We start from the raw sequence: 21,279 nt of genomic DNA on the forward strand, positions 1-21,279 counted from the left end.
GCGTTCGAACGACATGGACAAGCTTGAACAGTTTCTGACGCGCGCGGAAGCGCTGCTCGGCCGCCTCGAGGGGATGCTGCCGCCCGCGCCGGCGGCCATCGACTGGAACGCCGCGCACGCGTTCCGCTGGCGCAAGCGCCAGGGGCGCGGCTACCTGCAGCCGGTGCCGGCAGTGTCGTCGATCACGCTCGGCGACCTGCACAACATCGATCGCCAGAAAGGGTTGATCGAACAGAACACGCGGCAGTTCGTGCAGCAGAAGCCGGCCAACAACGTGCTGCTGACCGGCGCGCGCGGCACCGGCAAGTCGTCGCTGATCAAGGCGTGCCTGAACGCATATGCGACGGACGGGCTGCGCCTGATCGAAGTCGACAAGGATGATCTGCACGATCTCGGCGACATCGTCGAGCTGATCTCGCAGCGTCCGGAGCGGTTCATCGTGTTTTGCGACGACCTGTCGTTCGAGGAAGGCGAATCGGGCTACAAGGCGCTGAAAGTCGCGCTCGACGGCTCGATCGCCGCGCAGTCGGACAACGTGCTGATCTACGCGACGTCGAACCGCCGCCATTTGCTGCCCGAGTACATGAGCGACAACGAGTCGTACAAGCATCTCCCGGACGGCGAGATTCACCCCGGCGAAGTCGTCGAGGAGAAGATCTCGCTGTCGGAGCGCTTCGGCCTGTGGGTCAGCTTCTACCCGTTCAAGCAGGACGACTACCTCGGCATCGTCGCGCACTGGCTGCGTCATTTCGGCTGCGCGGATGCAGAGATCGAGTCCGCGCGCGGCGACGCGCTCGTGTGGGCGCTCGAGCGCGGTTCGCGGTCGGGACGCGTGGCGTGGCAGTTCGCGCGCGACTGGTCGGGCCGCAAGGAGCAGGCATGAGCGTGGATCTCGCACAGGGCGCCGTCCGGGCGCCGGATGGCCGCAAGGTGACGGAAGTCGCGGTTGGCGTGATGGTGCAGCCGGATGGTAGCTATCTGCTCGCGCAGCGGCTGCAGGGCAAGCCGTATGAAGGCTACTGGGAGTTTCCGGGCGGCAAGCTGGAAGCCGGCGAGAGCGTCGAGGACGCGCTGGCGCGGGAACTGCACGAGGAACTCGGCATCGTTGTCACGGCCAGCCACCGCTGGCACACGCTCGAGCACGATTATCCGCACGCGTACGTGCGGCTTTATTTCTGCAAGGTGACGGGCTGGACGGGCGAGCCGCACAGCAAGGAAGGGCAGGCGTTCGTGTGGCAGCAACTGCCGGTCGACGTCGCGCCGCTGCTGCCGGCGGCGCTGCCGGTGCTCGAATTGCTCGAGAAGGAAGCGGCGTCGCACTGATGCCGCGTCGGCCTGCCGGAAAGGCGGGCCATATCGCCGACGGGCGGTGTCGCGCGCCGCTCAGCTGTCGCGGCGGTCGTCCGTGCCGTCTTCTTCCGACGAAGGGCCTTCGTCGGACGTACCACCGATCCGGTACTTTTCCGCAGCCCAGGCGCCGAGGTCGAGTTGCTTGCAGCGGGCCGAACAGAACGGGCGGAACTGATTTTCAGGTGTCCAGCGCACTTCGGCGCCGCACGACGGGCATTTCACAACGGTAGTCATACGAAAGCGTCGATCCGGCACGCGGCCGTTACAGATTGCACAGTGTCAGGTGGAACGGCACGTCGATGTCCACCGCGCGCGGCCGCACATCGCCGTCCTGCATGGTGAACCGTACCCACAGCATGTATTTGTTCGCGCTCGCTTCGGGAATGACGCGCAACTCCGGCGGCACGCGCACCTGCATCAGCTGGTACGTGCGGCCGGACAGCATCTGCTGGTAGCTGCCCTGCATCGCCATGACCTTCGACGCCTGACCCGATTCGCGCGCGAGGCGCAGCACGATCGACGCGGCGTCGCGCAGCGGCAGCATCGGCATGATCCACTTCGCGATGTCCTGGCGCCGCTGCTCGGCGGGCCATTGTTGCCACGCATAGTACGAAGGCAGGTCGAACTTGCAGGTGCCGCCGGGAATCACCGCGCGGCTGCGGATGCTGGCGAGCCACTCGTTGTCGACGAGGTGCTGCCCGGTCTTGCCCTGCATCTGCGCGAGATTCGCGAGCGTCTGCTCGATTTCGCCGAGCACGGCTTCGAGCGCGTTCTGCTCGATGCCCGGATTGCCGCGAAAGGGGGCGAGCGTCTGGCGCTGACGTTCGAGCTCCTTCATCAGATCCGATTTCAGGTCCGCGCGGCCGGTTACCTCGGCGATTTCGAACAGCGTCGTCAGCGCGACGTGGTGTTCACGCGGGTCCTCCTGAGCCAAAAAGAACGCGAAGCGCTCGAACAGGTCTTCGAGGCGCAACAGCGTGCGAATTCGCTCGTTGAACGGATACTCGTAAAGAATCAAGCGCGCTCGCCTCTTGGGTAGGGATTGAAACAATGCAGGACATTCTAATGCTCACTCTCTACCCTAGCAACGCACCAATTTCGTACGCCATCACGATTGCGCCCGAGGCTCACTGCGCGGCGGCCGCGAACCCGAGATAGCGCTGGTGCAGTGCATCGACCTGCGCGGCGAGCGCATCGGGCGTCGTCGCGTCGTTGACGATCACATCGTCGGCCGCCGCGAGACGGGCCTCGCGCGTCGCCTGTCTTGCGATGATCGCCTCGACCTGCGCGCGCGTGAACCCGTTGCGCCGCATCACGCGCGCGATCTGCGTTTCGACCGGACAGTCGACCACGAGCACGCGATTGCTGCGTGCCTTCCAGTTGCCCGACTCGACGAGCAGCGGCACGACGAACATCACATACGGGCCCTGCGCTTCGCGCGCCTCGCGATCGGTTTCCGCGCGAATCAGCGGGTGCGTGATCGCCTCGAGGCGCCGGCGCGCGTCGTCGTCGCTGAAAATCAGTGCGCGCATCTTCGCGCGATCGAGCGAACCGTCCGCGGCAACGAAGCCGCGGCCGAACGCCTGTTCGATCGCAGGCATCGCGAGACCGCCCGGTGTGGTGATGCGGTGGGCGATCAGATCGGTATCGACGAGCGATGCGCCGCGGGCGCCGAACAGGTCGGCGACGGTCGTTTTGCCGCTGCCGATGCCGCCGGTGAGTCCTACTGCGAACATGTCAGCCTCCGAGCGCCGCATAGAAAGGGGTGCCGAAAAACAGCGTCGCGACGCCGCCCGCCGCGAGGAACGGGCCGAACGGAATCGGCTCCTCGAAGCGCATGCGGCCGCGCCAGGTCGCGACGAGCCCGACGACCGCGCCCGTCACCGCGGCGAACAGCACGACCTGCGGCAGTGCGGCCCAGCCCATCCACGCGCCGAGCGCGGCGAGCAGCTTCAGGTCGCCGAAGCCGATGCCCTCGATGCCGCGCAACCATTTGAACAGCCAGTAGATCGACCACAGGAACAGGTAGCCGGCCATTGCGCCGATCACGGCCGAGCGTAGCGACGTGAACGTGCCGCCGAGATTCAGCACGAGCCCGGCCCAAAGGAGCGGCAGCGTCATCGAATCGGGCAGGTAGCCGGTGCGGATATCGATCGCGCTCATCGCCAGCAGCGCGGCGCACAGCGCGAAGGCGGCAAGTGCGGCAACGGTCGGGCCGAACGCGGCGAGCGAGCCGGCGGCGAGCAGCGCGCACGCGAGCTCGACGAGCGGATAACGGATGCCGATCGCGTGGCCGCAGCGGCGGCAGCGCCCGCGCAGCATCAGGTAGCTGACGAGGGGGATGTTTTCCCACGCGCGCAGCACGTGGCCGCAATGCGGGCATGCGCTGCGCGGGTGCCACAGATCGTAGCGCGGCGGATAGCCGTCGTCCGGGGCGGTGCCGGCGTTGCCGGTCGCTTCGGCGATCTCGGCCTGCCATGCGCGCTGCATCATCACGGGCAGCCGGTGCACGACCACGTTCAGGAAGCTGCCGACGCAAAGGCCGATGACGACCGCGAACGCATACTGCAGCGCGGGCGGCAGCATCGCCAGTGCGAGCAGCGTGCTCTCGGGCGAATCGGGAACGGCGTACAGGGGCGCGGGCGTCATGAGGCTCAAGGTTCGGACTTTAAAAGGCGACAGAATCGGTTGCGATGCTACACCACGTTGCCGAGCTGAAGGATGGGCAGGTACATCGCGATCACGAGGCCGCCGACGAGGGCGCCCAATACGATCACGATCAGCGGTTCGCCGAGCGCCGCGAGCGTATCGAGGCGCGCGTCGAGCTGGCGTTCGCACAGCGTGGCGAGGTCGGCGAGCATCGTGTCGAGCGCGCCGGTCTCCTCGGCGACGGCGATCGGTTGCACGACGTCGTCCGGAAAGCAGCCGGCCGACTGCATTGCGTCGGCGAGACGCGCGCCGCGCAGCACGCGTGCCGCGATGTGCGCGGTGGCCTGCTCGAACACCGGATGGCCGGCCGTGCGCTCGAGTGTCGCGAAGGCGTCGGCGAGCGGGACGCCGGCGCCGAGCAGCGTCGCAAGCGAGCGGCACCAGCGTGCCGCGGCAAACCGCGTGAGCGCGCTGCCCGCGAGCGGGGCGTGCAGCAGGCGCCGCGCGACCGTATGGCGCAGCGGCGCCGACCGCCGAAGCGCGTGATGGGCGGCAAACCCCGTAGCTGCAGCACCGGCCACGAGCACACCGCCCCACGCCGACAGCGCGGAGGATAGCGCAAGCAATGCGCGGGTCGGCGCCGGCAGTGCGGTGCCGAAACCGTCGAAGATCTGCCGGAACGTCGGCACGACCCACACCATCAACGCAGCCGAGATCGCGAGCGCGAACAGGATGACGGCCGCCGGATACGCGAGTGCGGCACGCAGCTTGCGCCACTGCGCGTCGGCGCGCTCGCGGTGTTCCGCGACCCGTGTCAGCACGATGCCGAGCGAGCCGGACGCTTCGCCGACTTCGATCAACTGGCGATACAGCGTGCCGAACTGCCCTGGATAGCGTGCGAGCGCGTCGGCGAAGCGTTGCCCGCCGACGATCTCGCGGGCGAGGCCCGCGGCGATGCGCGGTACGCCGTCGCGCGTGCGCGTACGCGCGAGCATCTCGAGTGACGGCGCGAGCGGCAGCCCGGCCTGCAGCAGGCTCGCGAGCTGGCGCGTGAAGCGCGTGATGTCCCGTGCGCCGGCCGCCGGCGGCCGGGCCGGCCCGCGGACGTCGAGCGACGTTACAGCGATGCCGTCGCGCGCGAGTGCGGCGCGCGCAGCCGCGGCGTCGAAGGCGATGATGGTCCCGCGGCGCGGCGTGCCGTCGCGGCGGCGGCCGCGCCATGCGAAGCGGGTTTCACGCGGCGGCGTGCGCATGCTCACGCCGCCGGTGTCGCGGCGACGGCTTCCGCGATACTCGTCGTGCCGTCCCGGACGCGCGCGAAGGCCGCGTCACGCAGATTGCGCACGCCTTCGGCTGCCGCGCACTGCGCGAGTTCGCCGACGCTCGCCCGCGCGACGATGCGTTCCGCCAGCTCGGGCGATACCGGCATCGTCTGATGCAGGCCGATGCGGCCGCGATAGCCGATACCGTGACACGCGGAACAGCCGCGCGCGACGAACGGCCGCCATCCGGCTGCCAGGGCCGCCGGGTCGCAGCCGGCTTCCCGCAGCACGCGCACCGGTGCGTCCGAGTGGACGCGGCAGGCGACGCACAAGCGCCGGACGAGGCGCTGTGCGGTGACGAGGTGCAGCGCGGCCGCGAGGTTGTACGGCGCGACGCCGATGTCGAGCAGCCGCGCGACGGCGGCCGGCGCGTCGTTCGTGTGCAGCGTCGACAGTACGAGATGGCCGGTCTGCGCGGCCTTGATCGCGACGTCGGCCGTCTCCGCGTCGCGAATCTCGCCGACCATGATGATGTCCGGATCCTGCCGCAGCAACGCGCGCAGCGCCGTCGCGAACGTGAGCCCCGCCTTTTCGGCGACACCGACCTGGCTGATGCCGTCGAGCTGGATCTCGGCCGGATCCTCGACCGTGCAGACGTTGTGCGCGTCGCGATCGAGCATCTGCAGCGCGCAGTAGAGCGACAGCGTCTTGCCGCTGCCGGTCGGGCCCGTGACGAGCACGAGGCCGTGCGGTGCGCGTATCGCCGCCTCCATCGCGGCCGCCTGCTGCGCGTCGAAGCCGAGGCGGGTGAGCGTGAGATCGGGCGGCAGCGTTTCGAGGCGCCGCAGCACGAGCTTCTCGCCGAACAGCGTGGGCAGCGAACTGACGCGGTAGTCGCCGCGCGTGCCGCCGTCGATTGCGATGCGCAGCCTGCCGTCCTGCGGCAGCCGCCGCTCGGCGATGTCCATGCGCGCGAGGACCTTGATCCGTGTGACGAGCGCGTCGCGCAGGTGCAGGGGCGGCCGCGCATGTTCGTGCAGCACGCCGTCGATGCGCAGCCGGATGCGCCAGCCGGCTTCGAACGGTTCGACGTGGATGTCGGATGCGTCGCGCACGCGTGCCGCGTGAAGCGTGTCGGTCAGCAGCCGCACGGCCGGTGCGTCGTCGAGCTGGGCCGCGTCGAGCGCGTGTGGTGCGGCGGCGGACGACGCATCGGAGTGGACGGGCGTCGGCTGCGTGCGCAGCGGCGCCCCGGGAGGAGGGAAATGCATGTGAGCCGGCGCGTAGGCCGCCTGTTGAACGTGACCTGCAGATGGTCGCGCGTCGCGGGCGGCGCCGGCAGTCGGCTGTTCGGCCAGGGCCTGTTTCCGCTAATAACGGGCTTGCGAACGTGCCTTTCCGCCCGTCCCCCAAGGAGACTTCCCTTGGGCGCGTGCAAGGAGAAAGGAGGCGCAATAGCCGTAGCTATTGCAACGTCGAACGACGCCGCAATGCGGGCGGAAAGGCACGTTCCCCTGATTGGAGAAAGTCATTTGCGGGGCTGACCACCAGAAGGGCCGATCGCTGCGTCATGCTCCTTGCGCTCGGCCCTCCTGGGGGCCAGCGCAAGCCCGTTATTAGCCGGAACAGGCCCTAGCGCAGGGCGGTGCGCGCGGTGCGCGTGCCGCGCGGCTTGAAGAGCTTGACGGTGCGCACGGCCTGGTCGTCGCTGCGCATCACCTCGAGCATCACGTCGCCGATTTTCAGGCACACGTCGTCTTCCGGAATTTCCTCGAGGATTTCGAGAATCAGCCCGTTCAGCGTCTTCGGCCCGTTGGTCGGCAGCTTCAGGTGCAGCCAGCGGTTCAGTTCGCGCAGCGGCATGCTGGCCGAGACGATGCATTCGCCGTTCTCGTCCCAGCCGCCCGCGCGTTCGCTGCGCGGCATCGACGTCGTGAATTCGCCGATCAGTTCCTCGATGATGTCTTCGGGCGTGACGAGCCCTTCGAGCTCGCCGTATTCGTTGACGACGAGCGCGGTACGCTGCCGGGTCTCCTGGAAATACTGGAGCTGCTGAACCACCGGCGTGCCCGACGGCACATAGTACGGTTCGGCGAGCAGCGAGCGCAGCGTTTCGCGGTCGAACTCCTGGTTGTGCAGCGCGGTCAGCGTCTTGCGCACGTGCAGCACGCCGAGCACCTTGTCGATGTCGCCCTCGTAGACGACGAGCCGGTTGTGATAGCAGGTTTCGAGCTCGTGCAGGACATCGTCGAGCGGCGCGTAGAAGTTGAGCGACTCGATCTGGCGGCGCGGCACCATCACGTCGTCGACCGTGATGTTCTCGAGGTCGAACAGGTTGAGCAGGATGCTGCGGTGCTTGGTCGGCATGAAACTGCTCGACTCGAGCACGATGGCCCGCAGCTCGTCGGTCGACATCCGCTGGTCGCGGCCCTTCTTCGTGTTGATGCGCAGCACCCACAGCACGCCGTTCGCGAGTGCGTTGACGAACCAGACGACCGGCTTGAACACGCGCATCAGCGGCGCGATCACGAGGCTCGCGGGCAAGGCGATGCGTTCGGGGAAGGTTGCGCCGACGATCTTCGGCGCGATTTCCGCGAACACGATGATCAGGAACGCGACGATGCCGGTCGCGATCGACAGCGCGAGGTTGTTGCGGCCGAACGTATGAAGCGCGAGCGACGTCGTCAGGACCGGGATGATCGTGTTGAACAGGTTGTTGCCGATCAGGATCACGCTGAGCAGCAGGTCAGTACGCGTGAGTAGCCCCTGCGTGGTCTTTGCGCCGAGCGCGCCCTGGCCGGCGAGATGCTTCAGCCGATGGCGATTGAGCGCCATCATCGCAGTCTCGGAAATGGAAAAGAAGCTGGAACAGAGGAGAAGCAGGAAGACGGCGCCGATTTGCGCCCATAAGGGAATTTGGTCCACGCGTCGGAAAGGGCAGTGAAGGACAGGGATGGAGGGAATATAGCAGAGGCCGGCGACCGCGATGTGTCGTGCGCGACACGATGGGCCCGCAGCGGCTGGACGAAAAAAAACCGTGCACATCGTGCACGGTTTTTTACAAATCTGGTCGGGGTGAGAGGATTCGAACCTCCGGCCTCTACGTCCCGAACGTAGCGCTCTACCAGGCTAAGCTACACCCCGATTTGGACTCTTCCGATTTCGCAGTCTTCTTCAAGACCGCTGCGTCGTCGAGCAAGAACATAACTATAACGACGTTTCTTCGAAAATGGAATACCTTGGCGAAGAAATTTTTCAAGACACGGGAATCGCACCGTGTCGAACGTGCGTCGTCGCAGCAGTGGCGACGACGCACGCAATGCGCTTACGACTGCCGCGACGTCGAGTACGAGCACAGCGCGAGCAGGCTCTCCTTGTAGATCGAATCGGGGAACGCGGCGATCGCTGCCGCGGCCGCCTGCGCTTCCTGACGTGCACATTCGAGCGTGTGATCCAGCGCGCCCGAGCGCGTGATCGCTTCGAAGATCGTGTCGAAGCGATCGGTGCCGCCTTGTTCGATCGCTTCGCGTGCAAGCGCCGACTGTTCGGGCGTGCCGCGTTCGATCAGGTAGATGAGCGGCAGCGTCGGCTTGCCTTCACGCAGGTCGTCGCCGGCATTCTTGCCCATCGCCTCGACGGTGCCCGCGTAGTCGAGCCAGTCGTCCATGATCTGGAACGCGGTGCCGATCCGGCGGCCGTATTCGGCGGCGGCTGCTTCGGTCGGCGCATCGGCGCCCGCGAGCACCGCGCCGAGGCGCGCCGACGCCTCGAACAGCTTGGCCGTCTTGTAGCGGATCACCTGCATGTAGCGCGTTTCGTCGACGTCCGCGTCGTGCATGTTGAGGAGCTGCAGCACCTCGCCTTCGGAAATGATCGTTGTCGCTTCGGACAGGATCTCCATCACGCGCATCTTGCCGACGCCGACCATCATCTCGAACGAGCGCGAATAGAGGTAATCGCCTACCAGCACGCTCGCCGCGTTGCCGAACAGCGCGTTGGCGGTCTGGCGGCCGCGGCGCAGCTCGGATTCGTCGACGACGTCGTCATGCAGCAGCGTGGCCGTGTGGATGAACTCGACGACGGCGGCCAGCACGTGCCGCTGGTGCGACGTTTCGCCGAGCGCGCCGGCGACGAGCAGCAGCAACGCCGGACGCAGCCGCTTGCCGCCCGCGCCGATGATGTACTCGGCGATCTGGTTGATCAGCAGCACGTCGGACGCGAGGCTTTGCCGGATAACGCGATTCACCTGCTCCATGTCGCTGGTGATCGGGGCGAGCAGGTGGGCGGCGCTGAGGGTGGGGGAGGCGGTGGACGACGACATGATGATGGAATTGGGTGATGCCGCGGATTATAAGTCGAATCCGAGATCTCCCGGTCTGTCGCACGCGCCGCAGCCGCGATTTTGGCCGTCCGGCCGAGGCCCGTGCGCGGCAATCGTCGATCGGTTTTGACTTCGGTGCTAACCCCATGTATAATCACGTGTTTTCCGCGCGTGGTGTGCGGAAAATTTGGATCCAGAGTGAGGTTCTCAATGTACGCGGTCATAAAAACCGGCGGCAAGCAGTACAAGGTTGCCGTTGGCGAAAAACTCAAAGTAGAACAGATACCGGCTGACATTGACGCTGAAATCACGCTCGACCAGGTTCTCGCAGTGGGCGAAGGCGAATCGATTAAGTTCGGTACGCCGCTGGTCAGTGGGGCTTCCGTCAAGGCCACCGTTGTGTCGCACGGTCGTCATGCCAAGGTCACCATCTTCAAGATGCGTCGCCGGAAGCACTACCAAAAGCACGGCGGCCACCGCCAGAACTACACTGAGCTGCGCATCGACGCGATCAACGCGTAAGCGCCTCGGTAAAGGAGCAATCAGATGGCACACAAAAAGGCAGGCGGCTCTTCCCGGAACGGCCGCGACTCCGAGTCGAAACGTCTCGGCGTGAAGGTGTACGGCGGCCAGGCAATCAATGCCGGCGGCATCATCGTGCGTCAGCGCGGCACGCGCATGCACGCAGGCGAGAACGTCGGCATGGGCAAGGATCACACCCTGTTCGCGCTGGTCGACGGTCACGTGAAGTTCGCGACGAAGGGCGCGGACAAGAAGCATCTGGTCATCGTCGTCCCGGCGGCTGCCTAAGTTTATTTAGGTACCAAGGGCTTCGAAGCCGAAAGGCCCCGCAGTCTTCGCGGGGCCTTTTTTTATTTGGCCGCCGGGCGCATGTGCGCTCCGGCGACCGTCGCGCAACCGGCGTACGATCGGCCGAACGGCAGATTGTTCAAGCGCACCGGCGCGCGGCACAATAGTGGAAATACTGGGCGGAGTGACGAATGAAGTTCATTGACGAAGCACGAATCGAAGTCATCGCCGGCGACGGAGGCGATGGCAGCGCGTCGATGCGCCGCGAGAAATTCGTCCCGTTCGGCGGGCCGGACGGCGGCGACGGCGGCCGGGGCGGTAGCGTCTACGCGATCGCCGACCGCAACATCAACACACTGATCGACTACCGTTACGCGAAGAAGCACCTGGCGCGCAACGGCGAAAACGGTCGCGGCTCGGATTGCTACGGCAAGGGCGGCGACGACGTCACGCTGCGTATGCCGGTGGGCACGATCATCAACGACATGGATACCGGCGAGCTGATCGCCGACCTGACCGAGCACGACCAGCAGGTGATGCTCGCACAGGGTGGCTCCGGCGGCCTCGGCAACCTGCATTTCAAGTCGAGCACGAACCGCGCGCCGCGCCAGAAGACGGACGGCAAGCCCGGCGAGCGGCGCATGCTGAGGCTCGAGTTGAAGGTGCTCGCCGATGTCGGCCTGCTCGGCATGCCGAATGCGGGCAAGTCGACGTTCATTTCGTCGGTGTCGAACGCGAGACCGAAGATCGCCGACTACCCGTTCACGACGCTCGCGCCGAATCTCGGCGTGGTGCGCGTCGGCCCGAGCAAGAGCTTCGTGATCGCCGACATCCCGGGGCTGATCGAGGGCGCCGCCGAAGGTGCGGGCCTCGGCCATCAGTTCCTGCGTCACCTGCAGCGCACCGGCGTGCTGCTGCATCTTGTCGATCTCGCCCCGTTCGACGAAAGCGTCGATCCGGTCGCGGAAGCGACCGCGATCGTCGGCGAGCTGCGCAAGTACGACGAGGCGCTCTACGAGAAGCCGCGCTGGCTCGTGCTCAACAAGCTCGACATGGTGCCGGAAGACGAGCGCGAAGCGCGCGTCGCGGATTTCCTCGACCGCTTCGGCTGGAACGGCCCCGTGTTCGAGATTTCGGCGCTGACGGGCCAAGGCTGTGAAGCGCTGTGCTACGCGATCTTCGATTACCTGTCCCAGCATTCGGACGCGCATCGCGCGGCGGAAGCGGAAGATCTCGCGGCGGACGTGCGTTTCCGCGATGCGCCGCCTGCGAACGGCGGTGCAGCACCGGGCGACGACGCCTGAGCGGTTCCGGAACGCGCCGGGCGTGCCGCCCGGCGCCGGCGTTCAATTGCGCCCGGCCGGGCAGGCATCAGATACAGGAGACAGTGCAGGATGCGTTCGATCATCGCGGATTCGAAGCGATTGGTGGTGAAGGTGGGCTCCAGCCTCGTGACCAACGACGGCAAAGGGCTCGATCATGCTGCAATCGGCCGCTGGGCCGCCCAGATCGCCGCACTGCGTGCTCAGGGCAAGGAAGTCGTGCTCGTCAGTTCGGGGGCGATCGCCGAAGGGATGCAGCGGCTCGGCTGGAGCAAGCGACCGCGGGAAATCGACGAGCTGCAGGCCGCCGCCGCAGTCGGCCAGATGGGGCTCGCGCAGGTCTATGAGAGCCGCTTCACCGAACACGACATCCGTACCGCACAGATCCTGCTCACGCACGCCGACCTGGCGGACCGCGAGCGTTACCTGAATGCGCGTTCGACGCTGCTCACGCTGCTGCGGCTCGGCGTCGTCCCGATCATCAACGAGAACGACACGGTCGTTACCGACGAAATCAAGTTCGGCGACAACGACACACTCGGTGCGCTCGTCGCGAACCTGATCGAAGGCGATGCGCTGATCATCCTGACCGACCAGTCGGGGCTGTTCACGGCGGATCCGCGCAAGGATCCGAACGCGACGCTCGTTGCCGAGGCCAACGCGGGCGCGCCGGAACTCGAGGCGATGGCGGGCGGCGCGGGCTCGAGCCTCGGCCGCGGCGGGATGCTGACGAAGATCCTCGCGGCGAAGCGTGCGGCGCACAGCGGCGCGAACACCGTGATCGCGAGCGGCCGGGAGTCAGACGTGCTCGTGCGTCTGGCGGCCGGCGAGGCGATCGGCACGCAACTGATCGCACGTACGGCGCGGATGGCGGCGCGCAAGCAATGGATGGCCGACCACCTGCAGGTGCGCGGCCATGTCGTGATCGACGCGGGCGCGGTCGAGAAACTGACGGCTGGCGGCAAGAGCCTGCTGCCGATCGGCGTGACCGACGTGCAGGGCGCGTTCGCGCGCGGCGAGGTGATCGCGTGTGTCGGCCCCGACGGGCGCGAAGTGGCGCGCGGGCTCACGAACTACAGCAGCTCGGAAACGAAGCTGATTCAGCGCAAGCCGAGCGGCGAGATCGAGAGCGTGCTCGGCTACATGCTGGAGCCTGAATTGATCCACCGCGACAACCTCGTGCTGGTGTGATTGCCCGTTCCGGTTCAGATAGCCAAATAGAAAAGCCCGCGTCACGCGGGCTTTTTTCATGCGGCGGGGCTGGCAGGCGGCCCGTCCCGTACGCCGTCAGCGCAACTGGTTCATCGCGGTGCGGTGAAACCGGATGTTCTCCAGGATCTGCTGGGTCGAGCCCTGCGGCATCTTGTTCGCGCAGAAGTAGTCCTGATAAAGCGACGAGTGGTACGCATTCAGTTCGCCGTTCTCGATGCGCCGCCAGTCGTTCTCGACCGTGCGGTCCCAGCCGTCGTGATCCGAATTCAGGCCGGCGTACTGGCGCCATTCGTAGGTGTCGCAGCGGATGCCTTCGTAGTTCACATTGCGCGCGCCGGCCGGGCTCGTGATGACGACGGCGTAGCGCACGACGCCATCGGTGCCGACCGCGAGCGACTTTGCGTCGACGAAGAACTTGAGCGGCGTGTTCTGCGATACGTTGAACGGCAGCAGGTCGCTCGTCTGCGGCATAGGCGGCAGCGTGTCGACCGTGTTTTCCTTCCAGGTACCCTGGCGGTCCAGCAGATACACGAACTCGCTGTCATCCTTGTTGGTCGGCGTCTTCGAATTCGCGCAACCGGCCAGCGTGGCCGCCGCGGCAATCGATGCGAGCGCGAGAGCAATCGCTTTCAATATGCATTCCTCGTAAAAAAAGGGCGCGACACCAAGGTCGCGCCCGGTCATGCAGTCCGACTCGTCATTTGCCGACGATCACGTGGGGCGGCATCGCGTCGAGCGTGCTCGCTTCCACTTCGATCTCCGAACAGACTACCGATGTGTCGACAATCGTCAACGTCTGCTGGGCCTGTGCGCCAATGACGCGCGGATAGCGCGACAGACGCGGCCCGCGCGGCTTTTCGGCTCGCTGCGCCGGGCGGCGCAGGAAGCGCGACAGTTCCGTCAGCGCCAACTGATAGACATCCCGCTTGAACTCGATCACCGCATCGAGCGGCACCCAGTACTCGTTCCAGCGCCACGCATCGAACTCCGGGTGATCGGTCGCGCGCAAGCAAATGTCGCAATCGCGTCCAACCATCCGCAGCAGGAACCAGATCTGCTTCTGGCCGCGGTAATGACCGCGTACTTCGCGTTTGATGAACTTGTCAGGCACCTCGTAACGCAACCAGTCGCGAGTGCGGCCGATTATCTTGACGTGTTCCGGATGCAGGCCCGTTTCCTCGTGCAGTTCCCGGTACATCGCCTGCATGGGGGTCTCGCCGTACTTGATCCCACCTTGAGGAAACTGCCAGGAGTGCTCGCGGAGCCGCTTGCCCCAAAACACCTCGTTGCGCGCGTTCAAGAGGATGATGCCGACGTTCGGGCGAAAGCCTTCACGATCCAGCATACAACCACCTTCGAATCCTTTAAAATTGCTTTGATTATAAACAGATAACGGGCGCTGCGCACCGTGACGGAGCGAATCCGCGCGGGGCGCGCCGGCTGAATTGTCCCTGATTAGTCTGCTACGTCATCTGCGCCATCGTCGTTCGTCGCGCGCAGCTTTTTCACCTTGAAACTTTTTCGGGCGCCCCGCCTGGGGGCGCCGTTTTTGGAACCGTCCGCATGAAAGCTTCCCGTTTCTTTATCGGCACCCTGAAAGAAGCACCCGCCGACGCAGAGATCGTCAGCCACAAGCTGATGGTACGCGCCGGCATGATCCGTCGCGTCGCCGGCGGCATCTATAACTACCTGCCGGTCGGCCTGCGTTCGATTCGCAAGGTCGAGGCGATCGTGCGCGAGGAGATGAACCGGGCGGGCGCCATCGAGCTGCTGATGCCGGCCGTGCAGCCGGCCGAGCTGTGGCAGGAATCGGGCCGCTGGGAACAGTACGGCCCCGAGCTGCTGCGCTTCAAGGACCGCAAGGACAACGACTTCGTGATCGGGCCGACGCACGAGGAAGTCATCACCGACATCGCGCGCAACCAGATCAAGAGCTACCGGCAGATGCCGGTGAACTTCTACCAGATCCAGACGAAGTTCCGCGACGAGATCCGGCCGCGCTTCGGCGTGATGCGCGGCCGCGAATTCATCATGAAAGACGCGTATTCGTTCGACAAGGATGCGGCGGGCCTGAACGAGTCGTATCGCAAGATGTACGACGCGTACGTGCGTATCTTCACGCGTCTCGGCCTCGAATTCCGTGCGGTCGCGGCCGACAGCGGCTCGATCGGCGGCAACTTCTCGCACGAGTTCCACGTGATCGCCGACACCGGCGAAGACGCGATCGCCTACTGCCCGACGTCCGAGTTCGCGGCGAACATCGAGGCGGCCGAAGCGCTGCCGCTGATTGCCGCGCGCGCCGCGCCGGCAGAAGCGATGGAAAAGGTCGCGACGCCCGGCAAGGCGAAGTGCGAAGCTGTCGCCGAACTGCTGGCCATCCCGCTCGAGCGCACGATCAAGTCGATCGTGCTCGCGACCGACAACGAAGGCGCCGAGCCGACCATCTGGCTCGTGATGCTGCGCGGCGACCACGACCTGAACGAGATCAAGGTGTCGAAGCTGCCGGGGCTGAAGAACCATCGCTTCGCGACCGAGCAGGAAATTGTCGAGTGGTTCGGCACGCCGCCGGGCTATCTCGGCCCGGTCGGCACGAAGAAGCCCGTGAAGGTGATCGCGGACCGCACGGTCGCGAACATGAGCGACTTCGTCGTCGGCGCGAACGAGGTCGACTATCACATCGCGGGCGTGAACTGGGGCCGCGACCTGCCGGAGCCGGACGTCGCCGACGTGCGCGACGTGCAGAAGGGCGACCCGTCGCCGGACGGCAAGGGCGTGATCGACATCTGCCGCGGCATCGAGGTCGGCCACGTGTTCCAGCTCGGCACCAAGTACTCGGAAGCGATGGGCGCGACGTTCCTCGACGAGTCGGGCAAGCCGCAGCCGATGCTGATGGGCTGCTACGGCGTCGGCGTCACGCGCATTCTCGGCGCGGCGATCGAACAGAACTTCGACGATCGCGGCATCATCTGGCCCGAGTCGATCGCGCCGTTCGAGGTCGTGCTGTGCCCGATGGGCTATGACCGCAGCGAAATGGTGCGCGAGACCGCCGACAAGCTGTACGCGGAACTCGCCGCGGCCGGCATCGACGTGATCCTCGACGATCGCGGCGAGCGCCCGGGCGTGATGTTCGCCGACTGGGAACTGATCGGCGTGCCGCATCGCCTCGTGATCGGCGAGCGCGGCCTGAAGGAAGGCAAGATCGAGTACCAGGGCCGCCGCGACGCCGAAGCAACGCTGCTGCCGGCCGACGCGGCTGCGGCGACGGTCGCGGAGAAGATCCGCGCCGCGCTCGCGCACTAAGCCCGGCGACCGGAGGACACGATGGAATACACGTTCCTGTCGGCCACCGTGCTCCTGGTGCTGATCACCGATCCGCTCGGCAACATCCCGTTGTTCATTACGGCGATGCGGGATGTGCCGCGCGAGCGGCGCGTGAAGCTGATCCTGCGTGAAGTGGGGATCGCGTTCGTGATCCTGCTGTTCTTCATGGTGGTCGGCGACCGCTTCCTGCGGATGATGAACCTCACCGATCTGTCGTTGCGGCTCGGCGGCGGGATCGTGCTGTTCCTGATCGCGCTGCGGATGATCTTCCCGCATCCGGACGGCGCGCTCGGCAGCGATCCGCGCGCGGGCGGCGAACCGTTCATCGTGCCGCTCGCGATTCCGGCACTCGCCGGGCCGTCGGCGCTTGCGACGGTGATGCTGCTGACGTCGCAGGCGCCGGGCAAGATGTTCGAGTGGGTCGGCGCGCTGACGGTCACGATGATCGTCTGCGCGATCACGCTGGTGCTGGCCGAACGGATTCAGCAGTGGCTCGGCGAGCGGACGGTCGCGGCGTTCGAGCGGCTGATGGGCCTCGTGCTCGTCGCGATTTCGGTCGAGATGCTGCTGGCCGGCATCCGCGCGTTCGTGCACCAGCTGTAGGGCGGCGCGCGCACGAAAAAAAGCGGCGCTCCGGGAAACCGGAGCGCCGCTTTCTATTTATACGGCGGGCAGGGCGGCGATCAGACGTTCGTGGTCAGCGCGCGGATCGTCGGCAGGTTGCGCCAGTAGCCCTTCGCATCCATCCCGCAGCCGAACACGTAGCGGTCCGGCACCGAGAAGCCGCAGAAATCGGGGTGCAGCGGTTTGGCCTTCGCGAGCGTCTTCTCGCACAGCACGGCCGACATGAAACGCTGCGCGCCCATGTCGAGGATGCGGTCGCGGATCGCGGCCATCGTCTCGCCTTCGTCGAGGATGTCGTCGAGCACGAGCACGATGCGGTCCTTCACCGATTCGCGCGGTGCCACGCGCCAGTGCATCTCCGGGCTGCCCTGCGTCGTGTTGCGGTAGCGGGTCAGGTGGATGTAGTCGAATTCGAGCGGGAAATCGAGATGCGGCAGCAGCATCCCGGTAAACACCGCGGCGCCGCCCATCACCGAGAGAACGAGCGGGAACGCATCGCCGATCTCGGCGCGGATCGCGTCGGCCATCCGGGCGATCGACGCATTGACGGCGTCGGCCGAGACGATCTCTTCGGAGTGGTCGAAAATGTGGAGGGCTTCTTCGCGGTTCATGTGTTCTGGCGGGCAGTCGGTATACAAATAAGAATGAAGCAGAACGGACGGCGCGCGCTACAGCAAAAACCCGCGCGCCGGCCGACGGGCGGAATCAGCGCATGCCGGGCATCATGCCCTTCAGGCCGCGCATCATCTTCTGCATGTTGCCGCCCTTCAGCTTCTTCATCATCGTACGCATCTGGTCGTACTGGTTCAGCATCCGGTTGACTTCCTGCACCGGCACGCCCGCGCCGGCCGCAATGCGGCGCTTGCGCGTCGCCTTGATGATTTCGGGTTTCGCGCGCTCGGCGGGCGTCATCGAGCTGATGATCCCTTCCATCCGGCGGATCTGCTTCTCGGCCTGGCCCATGTCGGCGCCGGCCGCCGCCTGCTGGAATTGCGCGGGCAGCTTGTCCATCAGTGACGACAGGCCGCCCATGTTCTTCATCTGCGAGATCTGCGCGCGGAAATCGTTCAGGTCGAAGTCGCCGCCTTTCTTGACCTTGTCGGCGAGCTTCTGAGCGGCCTGCACGTCGACGCCGCGCTGCGCTTCCTCGACGAGCGCGAGGATGTCGCCCATGCCGAGGATCCGGTTCGCCATCCGGTCGGGGTGGAACACCTCGAGGCCGTCGAGCTTCTCGGCGACACCGACGAACTTGATCGGCTTGCCCGTGATGTGGCGCACCGACAGCGCGGCGCCACCGCGCGAATCGCCGTCGAGCTTGGTCAGCACGACGCCGGTGAGCGGTAGCGTGTCGTTGAACGCCTTCGCGGTGTTGACCGCATCCTGGCCGAGCATCGCGTCGACGACGAACAGCGTTTCGGCCGGCTTCAGCGTGCCGTGCAGCGCGGCGATTTCCTGCATCATCGCCTCGTCGATGCCGAGGCGGCCGGCCGTATCGACGATCAGCACGTCATGGTAGTGGCGCTTCGCCCAGTCGACGGCCGCGATCGCGATGTCGACGGGTTTCTGGTCCGGCGTCGACGGGAAGAAGTCGGCGCCGACCTGTTCGCTCACCGTTTTCAGCTGCATGATCGCGGCCGGGCGATATACGTCGCACGACACGGTCAGCACCTTCTTCTTGTACTTCTCGCGCAGCAGCTTCGCGAGCTTGCCGGCGGTCGTGGTCTTGCCCGCGCCCTGCAGGCCGGCCATCAGGATCACGGCGGGCGGCGTGACCGCGAGGTTCAGCTCGGCGGCCTTGCCTTCGTAGTCGCCGCCGATCACGGCGGTCAGTTCCTTCTGGACCACGCCGACGAGCGCCTGACCCGGCGACAGGCTGCTGATCACGTCTTCGCCGAGCGCCTTTTCCTTGACCTTGGCGATGAATTCGCGGACGACCGGCAGCGAGACGTCGGCTTCCAGCAGCGCGAGACGCACCTCGCGGAGCATCTCCTGCGTGTTCGCCTCGGTGAGGCGGGCCTCGCCGCGCAGCGTCTTGACGACGCGCGCCATCCGTTGAGTGAGATTGTCGAGCATGGGGAGCGATGGACAGTGGGGCCCGAAGGCGCGGCGGAACCGAACAAAGGGAGCCGTCGCGGGAAGGGGGCCTAGTGTAAACTTCGAACATGGATATTGTACTGTATGCCCTCACCGCATTCCTGTACGGCGGCCTCGCCGTCGCAGGCTGGCGCACGCACCGCCAGGGCGCGACGCCGCTCGTCGCGAGCGTGCCGGCCGTGCCGGTTCCCGCGTCCGCCGCGTCGGGGATGAGCGGGGCCGGTCGTGCGCTGCTGTTCGCCGCGCTCGTCGCGCACGGCGTGCTGCTCCACACGACGATTTTTCCGCACGACGCGATGGTGTTCGGTTTCGCGTTCGCGCTGTCCGCGATGTTCTGGCTCGGCGCCGGCATCTACTGGATCGAGAGCTTTTTCTTTCCGCTCGACAGCCTGCGCCTGCTGGTGCTGCCGCTTGCGTGCGGCGCGTCGCTGCTGCCGCTCGTGTTCGGCGGCGTGCGGGTGCTTCCATATGCCGCAGCGCCGCTGTTCAAGCTGCACTTCCTGATCGCGAACATCGCGTACGGCCTGTTCGCGATCGCCGCGCTGCACGCGATCCTGATGCTGATGGTCGAGCGGCGCCTGCAGTCGCTGCGCAGCGGCGGGCGCGACGGTTCGACGGGCTGGATCGCGAGCTGGCTCGAAACGCTGCCGCCGCTGCTCACGCTCGAGAAGCTGCTGTTCCGCCTGATCGGCGCCGGCTTCGTGCTGCTCACGCTGACGCTCGCGTCGGGCATCCTGTTCAGCGAGCAGGTCGACGCGCGCGCGCTGCGGCTCGATCACAAGACCGTGTTCGCGATCCTGTCGTGGCTGATGTTCGGCGGCCTGCTGGTCGCCCGCAAGACGTCGGGCTGGCGCGGGCGCGGTGCCGCGCGCTGGGTGCTCGTGTCGTTCGCCGCGCTGCTGCTCGCGTATGTCGGCAGCCGGTTCGTTTTCGAGGTGCTGCTGCACCGTTCCGTGGTTTGACCGCAGGTTTCCGATGCGACAGATTCTTCTCCTGATTCTTCTCTTCTTCGCCGGCTCGTGGCTCGCACGCAAGGTGCGCCAGGCCCAGGAGCACGCGCAGGCGCGCACCGGCCGCGGTGCGGGTGACGACGGTGCGCCGGGTGCCGGCGCTGCGCGCCCGAACGGCGGCGCGCGGTCGCTGCCCGAACCGATGGTGCGCTGCGCCGAATGCGGCGTGCATGCGCCGAAGGGCGACGCCGTCGTCGCGGGCGGCGAATACTTCTGCAGCGCAGAGCACGCACAGCGCCACGCCGCGCGCGCGAGCGGTCACGACGCACGATGAGCGACGTGCCGCCGTTGTCGGTCGACGCGAACGGCTGGGTGCGCGAAGCGCGCCATGCGCCGTCGCCGAACTTCGAGGCGCGACCCGCGGGTGCGGTGCCGACGCTCGTGGTCGTCCACAACATCAGCCTGCCGCCCGGCGAATTCGGCGGCGACGCGATCGAGGCGCTGTTCCTGAATCGCCTCGACTGCGATGCACACCCCTATTACCAGAGCCACCTGCGCGGCGTGCGCGTGTCCGCGCATTTCCTGATCCGTCGCAGCGGCGAACTCGTGCAGTTCGTGTCGTGCGACGAGCGCGCGTGGCATGCGGGCTCGTCCGAGTTCTTCGGCCGGCCGCGCTGCAACGACTTCTCGATCGGCATCGAGCTCGAAGGCGCGGACGATGTGCCGTTCGACGACGCGCAGTACGCGATGCTCGCCGCGCTCTCCCGTGCGCTCGCCGCACGTTATCCGGTCGACGCATTCGCGGGGCACTCGGACGTCGCGCCGGGCCGCAAGACCGACCCGGGCCCGCACTTCGATTGGCAACGCTTCGCGAGCGATGCCGGTTTTTCCGCCGGATACTTTCCTTTCCGTCAGCACTGATCGCGGGGTTTTTTGACCGGAGAAAGTTTTTTCTCCGACCAATGCCTTGTCGTGTCGGCGCGTGAGCGATGTCAAGACCTTCATCGCAAATTATCCGTTTGGACGTCGTCCGAATGTCCACTATACTTGGTGCCAGTTGAGCAGTTCTGCACTAGATATAGTGTGTGTCGCAGGGGAAAACCCGAGCGGCACCGGCCGGCGGGCAACGCCGGCGGACAGGGTTCTCAGGGCGGCGCGTCAGGCCGGGCGGTCCGGGCGTCGCGATCAGCGCAGCGAACTTCGACGGGGCAGGGTACACATGACGAAGCACACGACCGGCTCGGTTGTCGCGCATCGACCGAACCGGCTTCCCCGGCGTATCGCTCGCCTCTTACCGCTCGCGCACCGCATTGCGCAGCGTTCGTTTTAATCCGCGGTTCTCTCCGCACCATCCAACACCAGGA

Annotated in this window: 23 protein-coding genes and 1 tRNA gene; 11 read left to right on the forward strand and 13 right to left on the reverse strand. The window is 66.3% G+C overall.

Going from position 1 to position 21,279, the window contains the following annotated elements:
• The first annotated feature begins 13 nt into the window (after positions 1–13).
• Both R9B84_RS02735 and R9B84_RS02740 read left to right on the forward strand, forming a co-directional pair.
• A complete protein-coding gene (locus tag R9B84_RS02735; RefSeq protein ID WP_423759120.1) occupies positions 14–883 on the forward strand; it encodes an ATP-binding protein in 870 nt (289 codons plus the stop codon).
• Positions 880–1,323 (forward strand): NUDIX domain-containing protein, encoded by a 444-nt coding sequence (locus R9B84_RS02740; RefSeq protein ID WP_423759121.1) that lies wholly within the window; start codon positions 880–882, stop codon positions 1,321–1,323. Before R9B84_RS02735 ends, R9B84_RS02740 begins: the two co-directional genes overlap by 4 nt.
• 60 nt (positions 1,324–1,383) lie before the next feature.
• Here the strand turns inward: R9B84_RS02740 and R9B84_RS02745 are convergent, their stop codons facing one another.
• From R9B84_RS02745 to R9B84_RS02785, 9 genes are all read right to left on the reverse strand, one after another.
• On the reverse strand, positions 1,384–1,584 hold the full coding sequence (locus R9B84_RS02745; protein ID WP_175750257.1) for a DNA gyrase inhibitor YacG: 201 nt from the start codon (positions 1,582–1,584) through the stop codon (positions 1,384–1,386).
• A gap of 28 nt (positions 1,585–1,612) precedes the next feature.
• Positions 1,613–2,368, reverse strand: coding sequence for a cell division protein ZapD (gene zapD / locus R9B84_RS02750; protein WP_047899730.1), 756 nt, complete (start codon positions 2,366–2,368; stop codon positions 1,613–1,615).
• A gap of 109 nt (positions 2,369–2,477) precedes the next feature.
• The gene (coaE, locus tag R9B84_RS02755) at positions 2,478–3,086 is read right to left on the reverse strand and encodes a dephospho-CoA kinase (protein WP_423759122.1); all 609 of its coding nucleotides are present in this window, start codon (positions 3,084–3,086) and stop codon (positions 2,478–2,480) included.
• Position 3,087: 1 nt separating this feature from the next.
• Positions 3,088–3,999, reverse strand: coding sequence for a prepilin peptidase (locus tag R9B84_RS02760; RefSeq protein ID WP_423759123.1), 912 nt, complete (start codon positions 3,997–3,999; stop codon positions 3,088–3,090).
• A 47-nt stretch (positions 4,000–4,046) separates the two neighbouring features.
• The gene (locus tag R9B84_RS02765; protein WP_423759124.1) at positions 4,047–5,252 is read right to left on the reverse strand and encodes a type II secretion system F family protein; all 1,206 of its coding nucleotides are present in this window, start codon (positions 5,250–5,252) and stop codon (positions 4,047–4,049) included.
• A gap of 2 nt (positions 5,253–5,254) precedes the next feature.
• Entirely contained in the window at positions 5,255–6,532 is a 1,278-nt protein-coding gene (locus R9B84_RS02770; RefSeq protein ID WP_423759125.1) for a GspE/PulE family protein, read from the reverse strand.
• Positions 6,533–6,893: 361 nt separating this feature from the next.
• Positions 6,894–8,186 (reverse strand): HlyC/CorC family transporter, encoded by a 1,293-nt coding sequence (locus R9B84_RS02775; RefSeq protein WP_423759126.1) that lies wholly within the window; start codon positions 8,184–8,186, stop codon positions 6,894–6,896.
• 142 nt (positions 8,187–8,328) lie between these two features.
• A tRNA-Pro gene (locus R9B84_RS02780) sits at positions 8,329–8,405 on the reverse strand.
• A 181-nt stretch (positions 8,406–8,586) separates the two neighbouring features.
• Positions 8,587–9,582, reverse strand: a complete 996-nt coding sequence (locus tag R9B84_RS02785; RefSeq protein ID WP_034182656.1) for a polyprenyl synthetase family protein — start codon at positions 9,580–9,582, stop codon at positions 8,587–8,589.
• Between the two features lie 210 nt (positions 9,583–9,792).
• Between R9B84_RS02785 and rplU the strand changes: the two genes are divergently transcribed.
• The 4 genes from rplU (at position 9,793) to proB (ending at position 12,905) form a co-directional block, all read left to right on the forward strand.
• Entirely contained in the window at positions 9,793–10,104 is a 312-nt protein-coding gene (rplU, locus tag R9B84_RS02790) for a 50S ribosomal protein L21 (protein ID WP_006025184.1), read from the forward strand.
• A gap of 24 nt (positions 10,105–10,128) precedes the next feature.
• Entirely contained in the window at positions 10,129–10,392 is a 264-nt protein-coding gene (gene rpmA, locus R9B84_RS02795) for a 50S ribosomal protein L27 (RefSeq protein ID WP_006476999.1), read from the forward strand.
• A 191-nt stretch (positions 10,393–10,583) separates the two neighbouring features.
• Positions 10,584–11,696, forward strand: a complete 1,113-nt coding sequence (gene obgE / locus R9B84_RS02800; protein ID WP_423759127.1) for a GTPase ObgE — start codon at positions 10,584–10,586, stop codon at positions 11,694–11,696.
• A gap of 90 nt (positions 11,697–11,786) precedes the next feature.
• Complete coding sequence (proB, locus tag R9B84_RS02805; protein WP_047899737.1) at positions 11,787–12,905, forward strand: glutamate 5-kinase; 1,119 nt, start codon at positions 11,787–11,789, stop codon at positions 12,903–12,905.
• Between the two features lie 96 nt (positions 12,906–13,001).
• Here the strand turns inward: proB and R9B84_RS02810 are convergent, their stop codons facing one another.
• The gene (locus R9B84_RS02810) at positions 13,002–13,610 is read right to left on the reverse strand and encodes a CNP1-like family protein (protein ID WP_423759128.1); all 609 of its coding nucleotides are present in this window, start codon (positions 13,608–13,610) and stop codon (positions 13,002–13,004) included.
• 13 nt (positions 13,611–13,623) lie between these two features.
• On the reverse strand, positions 13,624–14,271 hold the full coding sequence (locus tag R9B84_RS02815) for an RNA pyrophosphohydrolase (protein ID WP_047899739.1): 648 nt from the start codon (positions 14,269–14,271) through the stop codon (positions 13,624–13,626).
• 218 nt (positions 14,272–14,489) lie between these two features.
• On the opposite strand from R9B84_RS02815, the gene R9B84_RS02820 reads away from it, so the two are divergent.
• Both R9B84_RS02820 and R9B84_RS02825 read left to right on the forward strand, forming a co-directional pair.
• Positions 14,490–16,226, forward strand: a complete 1,737-nt coding sequence (locus tag R9B84_RS02820) for a proline--tRNA ligase (protein WP_423759129.1) — start codon at positions 14,490–14,492, stop codon at positions 16,224–16,226.
• Positions 16,227–16,247: 21 nt separating this feature from the next.
• Complete coding sequence (locus tag R9B84_RS02825; RefSeq protein ID WP_096472392.1) at positions 16,248–16,850, forward strand: MarC family protein; 603 nt, start codon at positions 16,248–16,250, stop codon at positions 16,848–16,850.
• Positions 16,851–16,930: 80 nt separating this feature from the next.
• Here R9B84_RS02825 and R9B84_RS02830 read toward each other — a convergent pair whose 3' ends face one another.
• Positions 16,931–17,482 carry a hypoxanthine-guanine phosphoribosyltransferase gene (locus R9B84_RS02830; protein WP_047899742.1) on the reverse strand — a complete coding sequence of 184 codons (552 nt, stop codon included), beginning with the start codon at positions 17,480–17,482 and terminating at the stop codon, positions 16,931–16,933.
• Between the two features lie 94 nt (positions 17,483–17,576).
• The gene (ffh, locus tag R9B84_RS02835; protein WP_423759130.1) at positions 17,577–18,944 is read right to left on the reverse strand and encodes a signal recognition particle protein; all 1,368 of its coding nucleotides are present in this window, start codon (positions 18,942–18,944) and stop codon (positions 17,577–17,579) included.
• 89 nt (positions 18,945–19,033) lie between these two features.
• On the opposite strand from ffh, the gene R9B84_RS02840 reads away from it, so the two are divergent.
• The 3 genes from R9B84_RS02840 to ampD are packed head-to-tail and all read left to right on the forward strand — an operon-like array spanning position 19,034 to position 20,836.
• Positions 19,034–19,927, forward strand: coding sequence for a cytochrome C assembly family protein (locus tag R9B84_RS02840; protein ID WP_027788432.1), 894 nt, complete (start codon positions 19,034–19,036; stop codon positions 19,925–19,927).
• A 13-nt stretch (positions 19,928–19,940) separates the two neighbouring features.
• Positions 19,941–20,249 (forward strand): PP0621 family protein, encoded by a 309-nt coding sequence (locus tag R9B84_RS02845; protein WP_423759131.1) that lies wholly within the window; start codon positions 19,941–19,943, stop codon positions 20,247–20,249.
• The gene (gene ampD / locus R9B84_RS02850) at positions 20,246–20,836 is read left to right on the forward strand and encodes a 1,6-anhydro-N-acetylmuramyl-L-alanine amidase AmpD (RefSeq protein WP_423759132.1); all 591 of its coding nucleotides are present in this window, start codon (positions 20,246–20,248) and stop codon (positions 20,834–20,836) included. The genes R9B84_RS02845 and ampD overlap by 4 nt, the downstream gene beginning before the upstream one ends.
• Positions 20,837–21,279 lie beyond the last annotated feature (443 nt).

The organism is Burkholderia sp. NLJ2, from assembly GCF_049487195.1.
GTDB classification, from domain to species: domain Bacteria; phylum Pseudomonadota; class Gammaproteobacteria; order Burkholderiales; family Burkholderiaceae; genus Burkholderia; species Burkholderia pyrrocinia.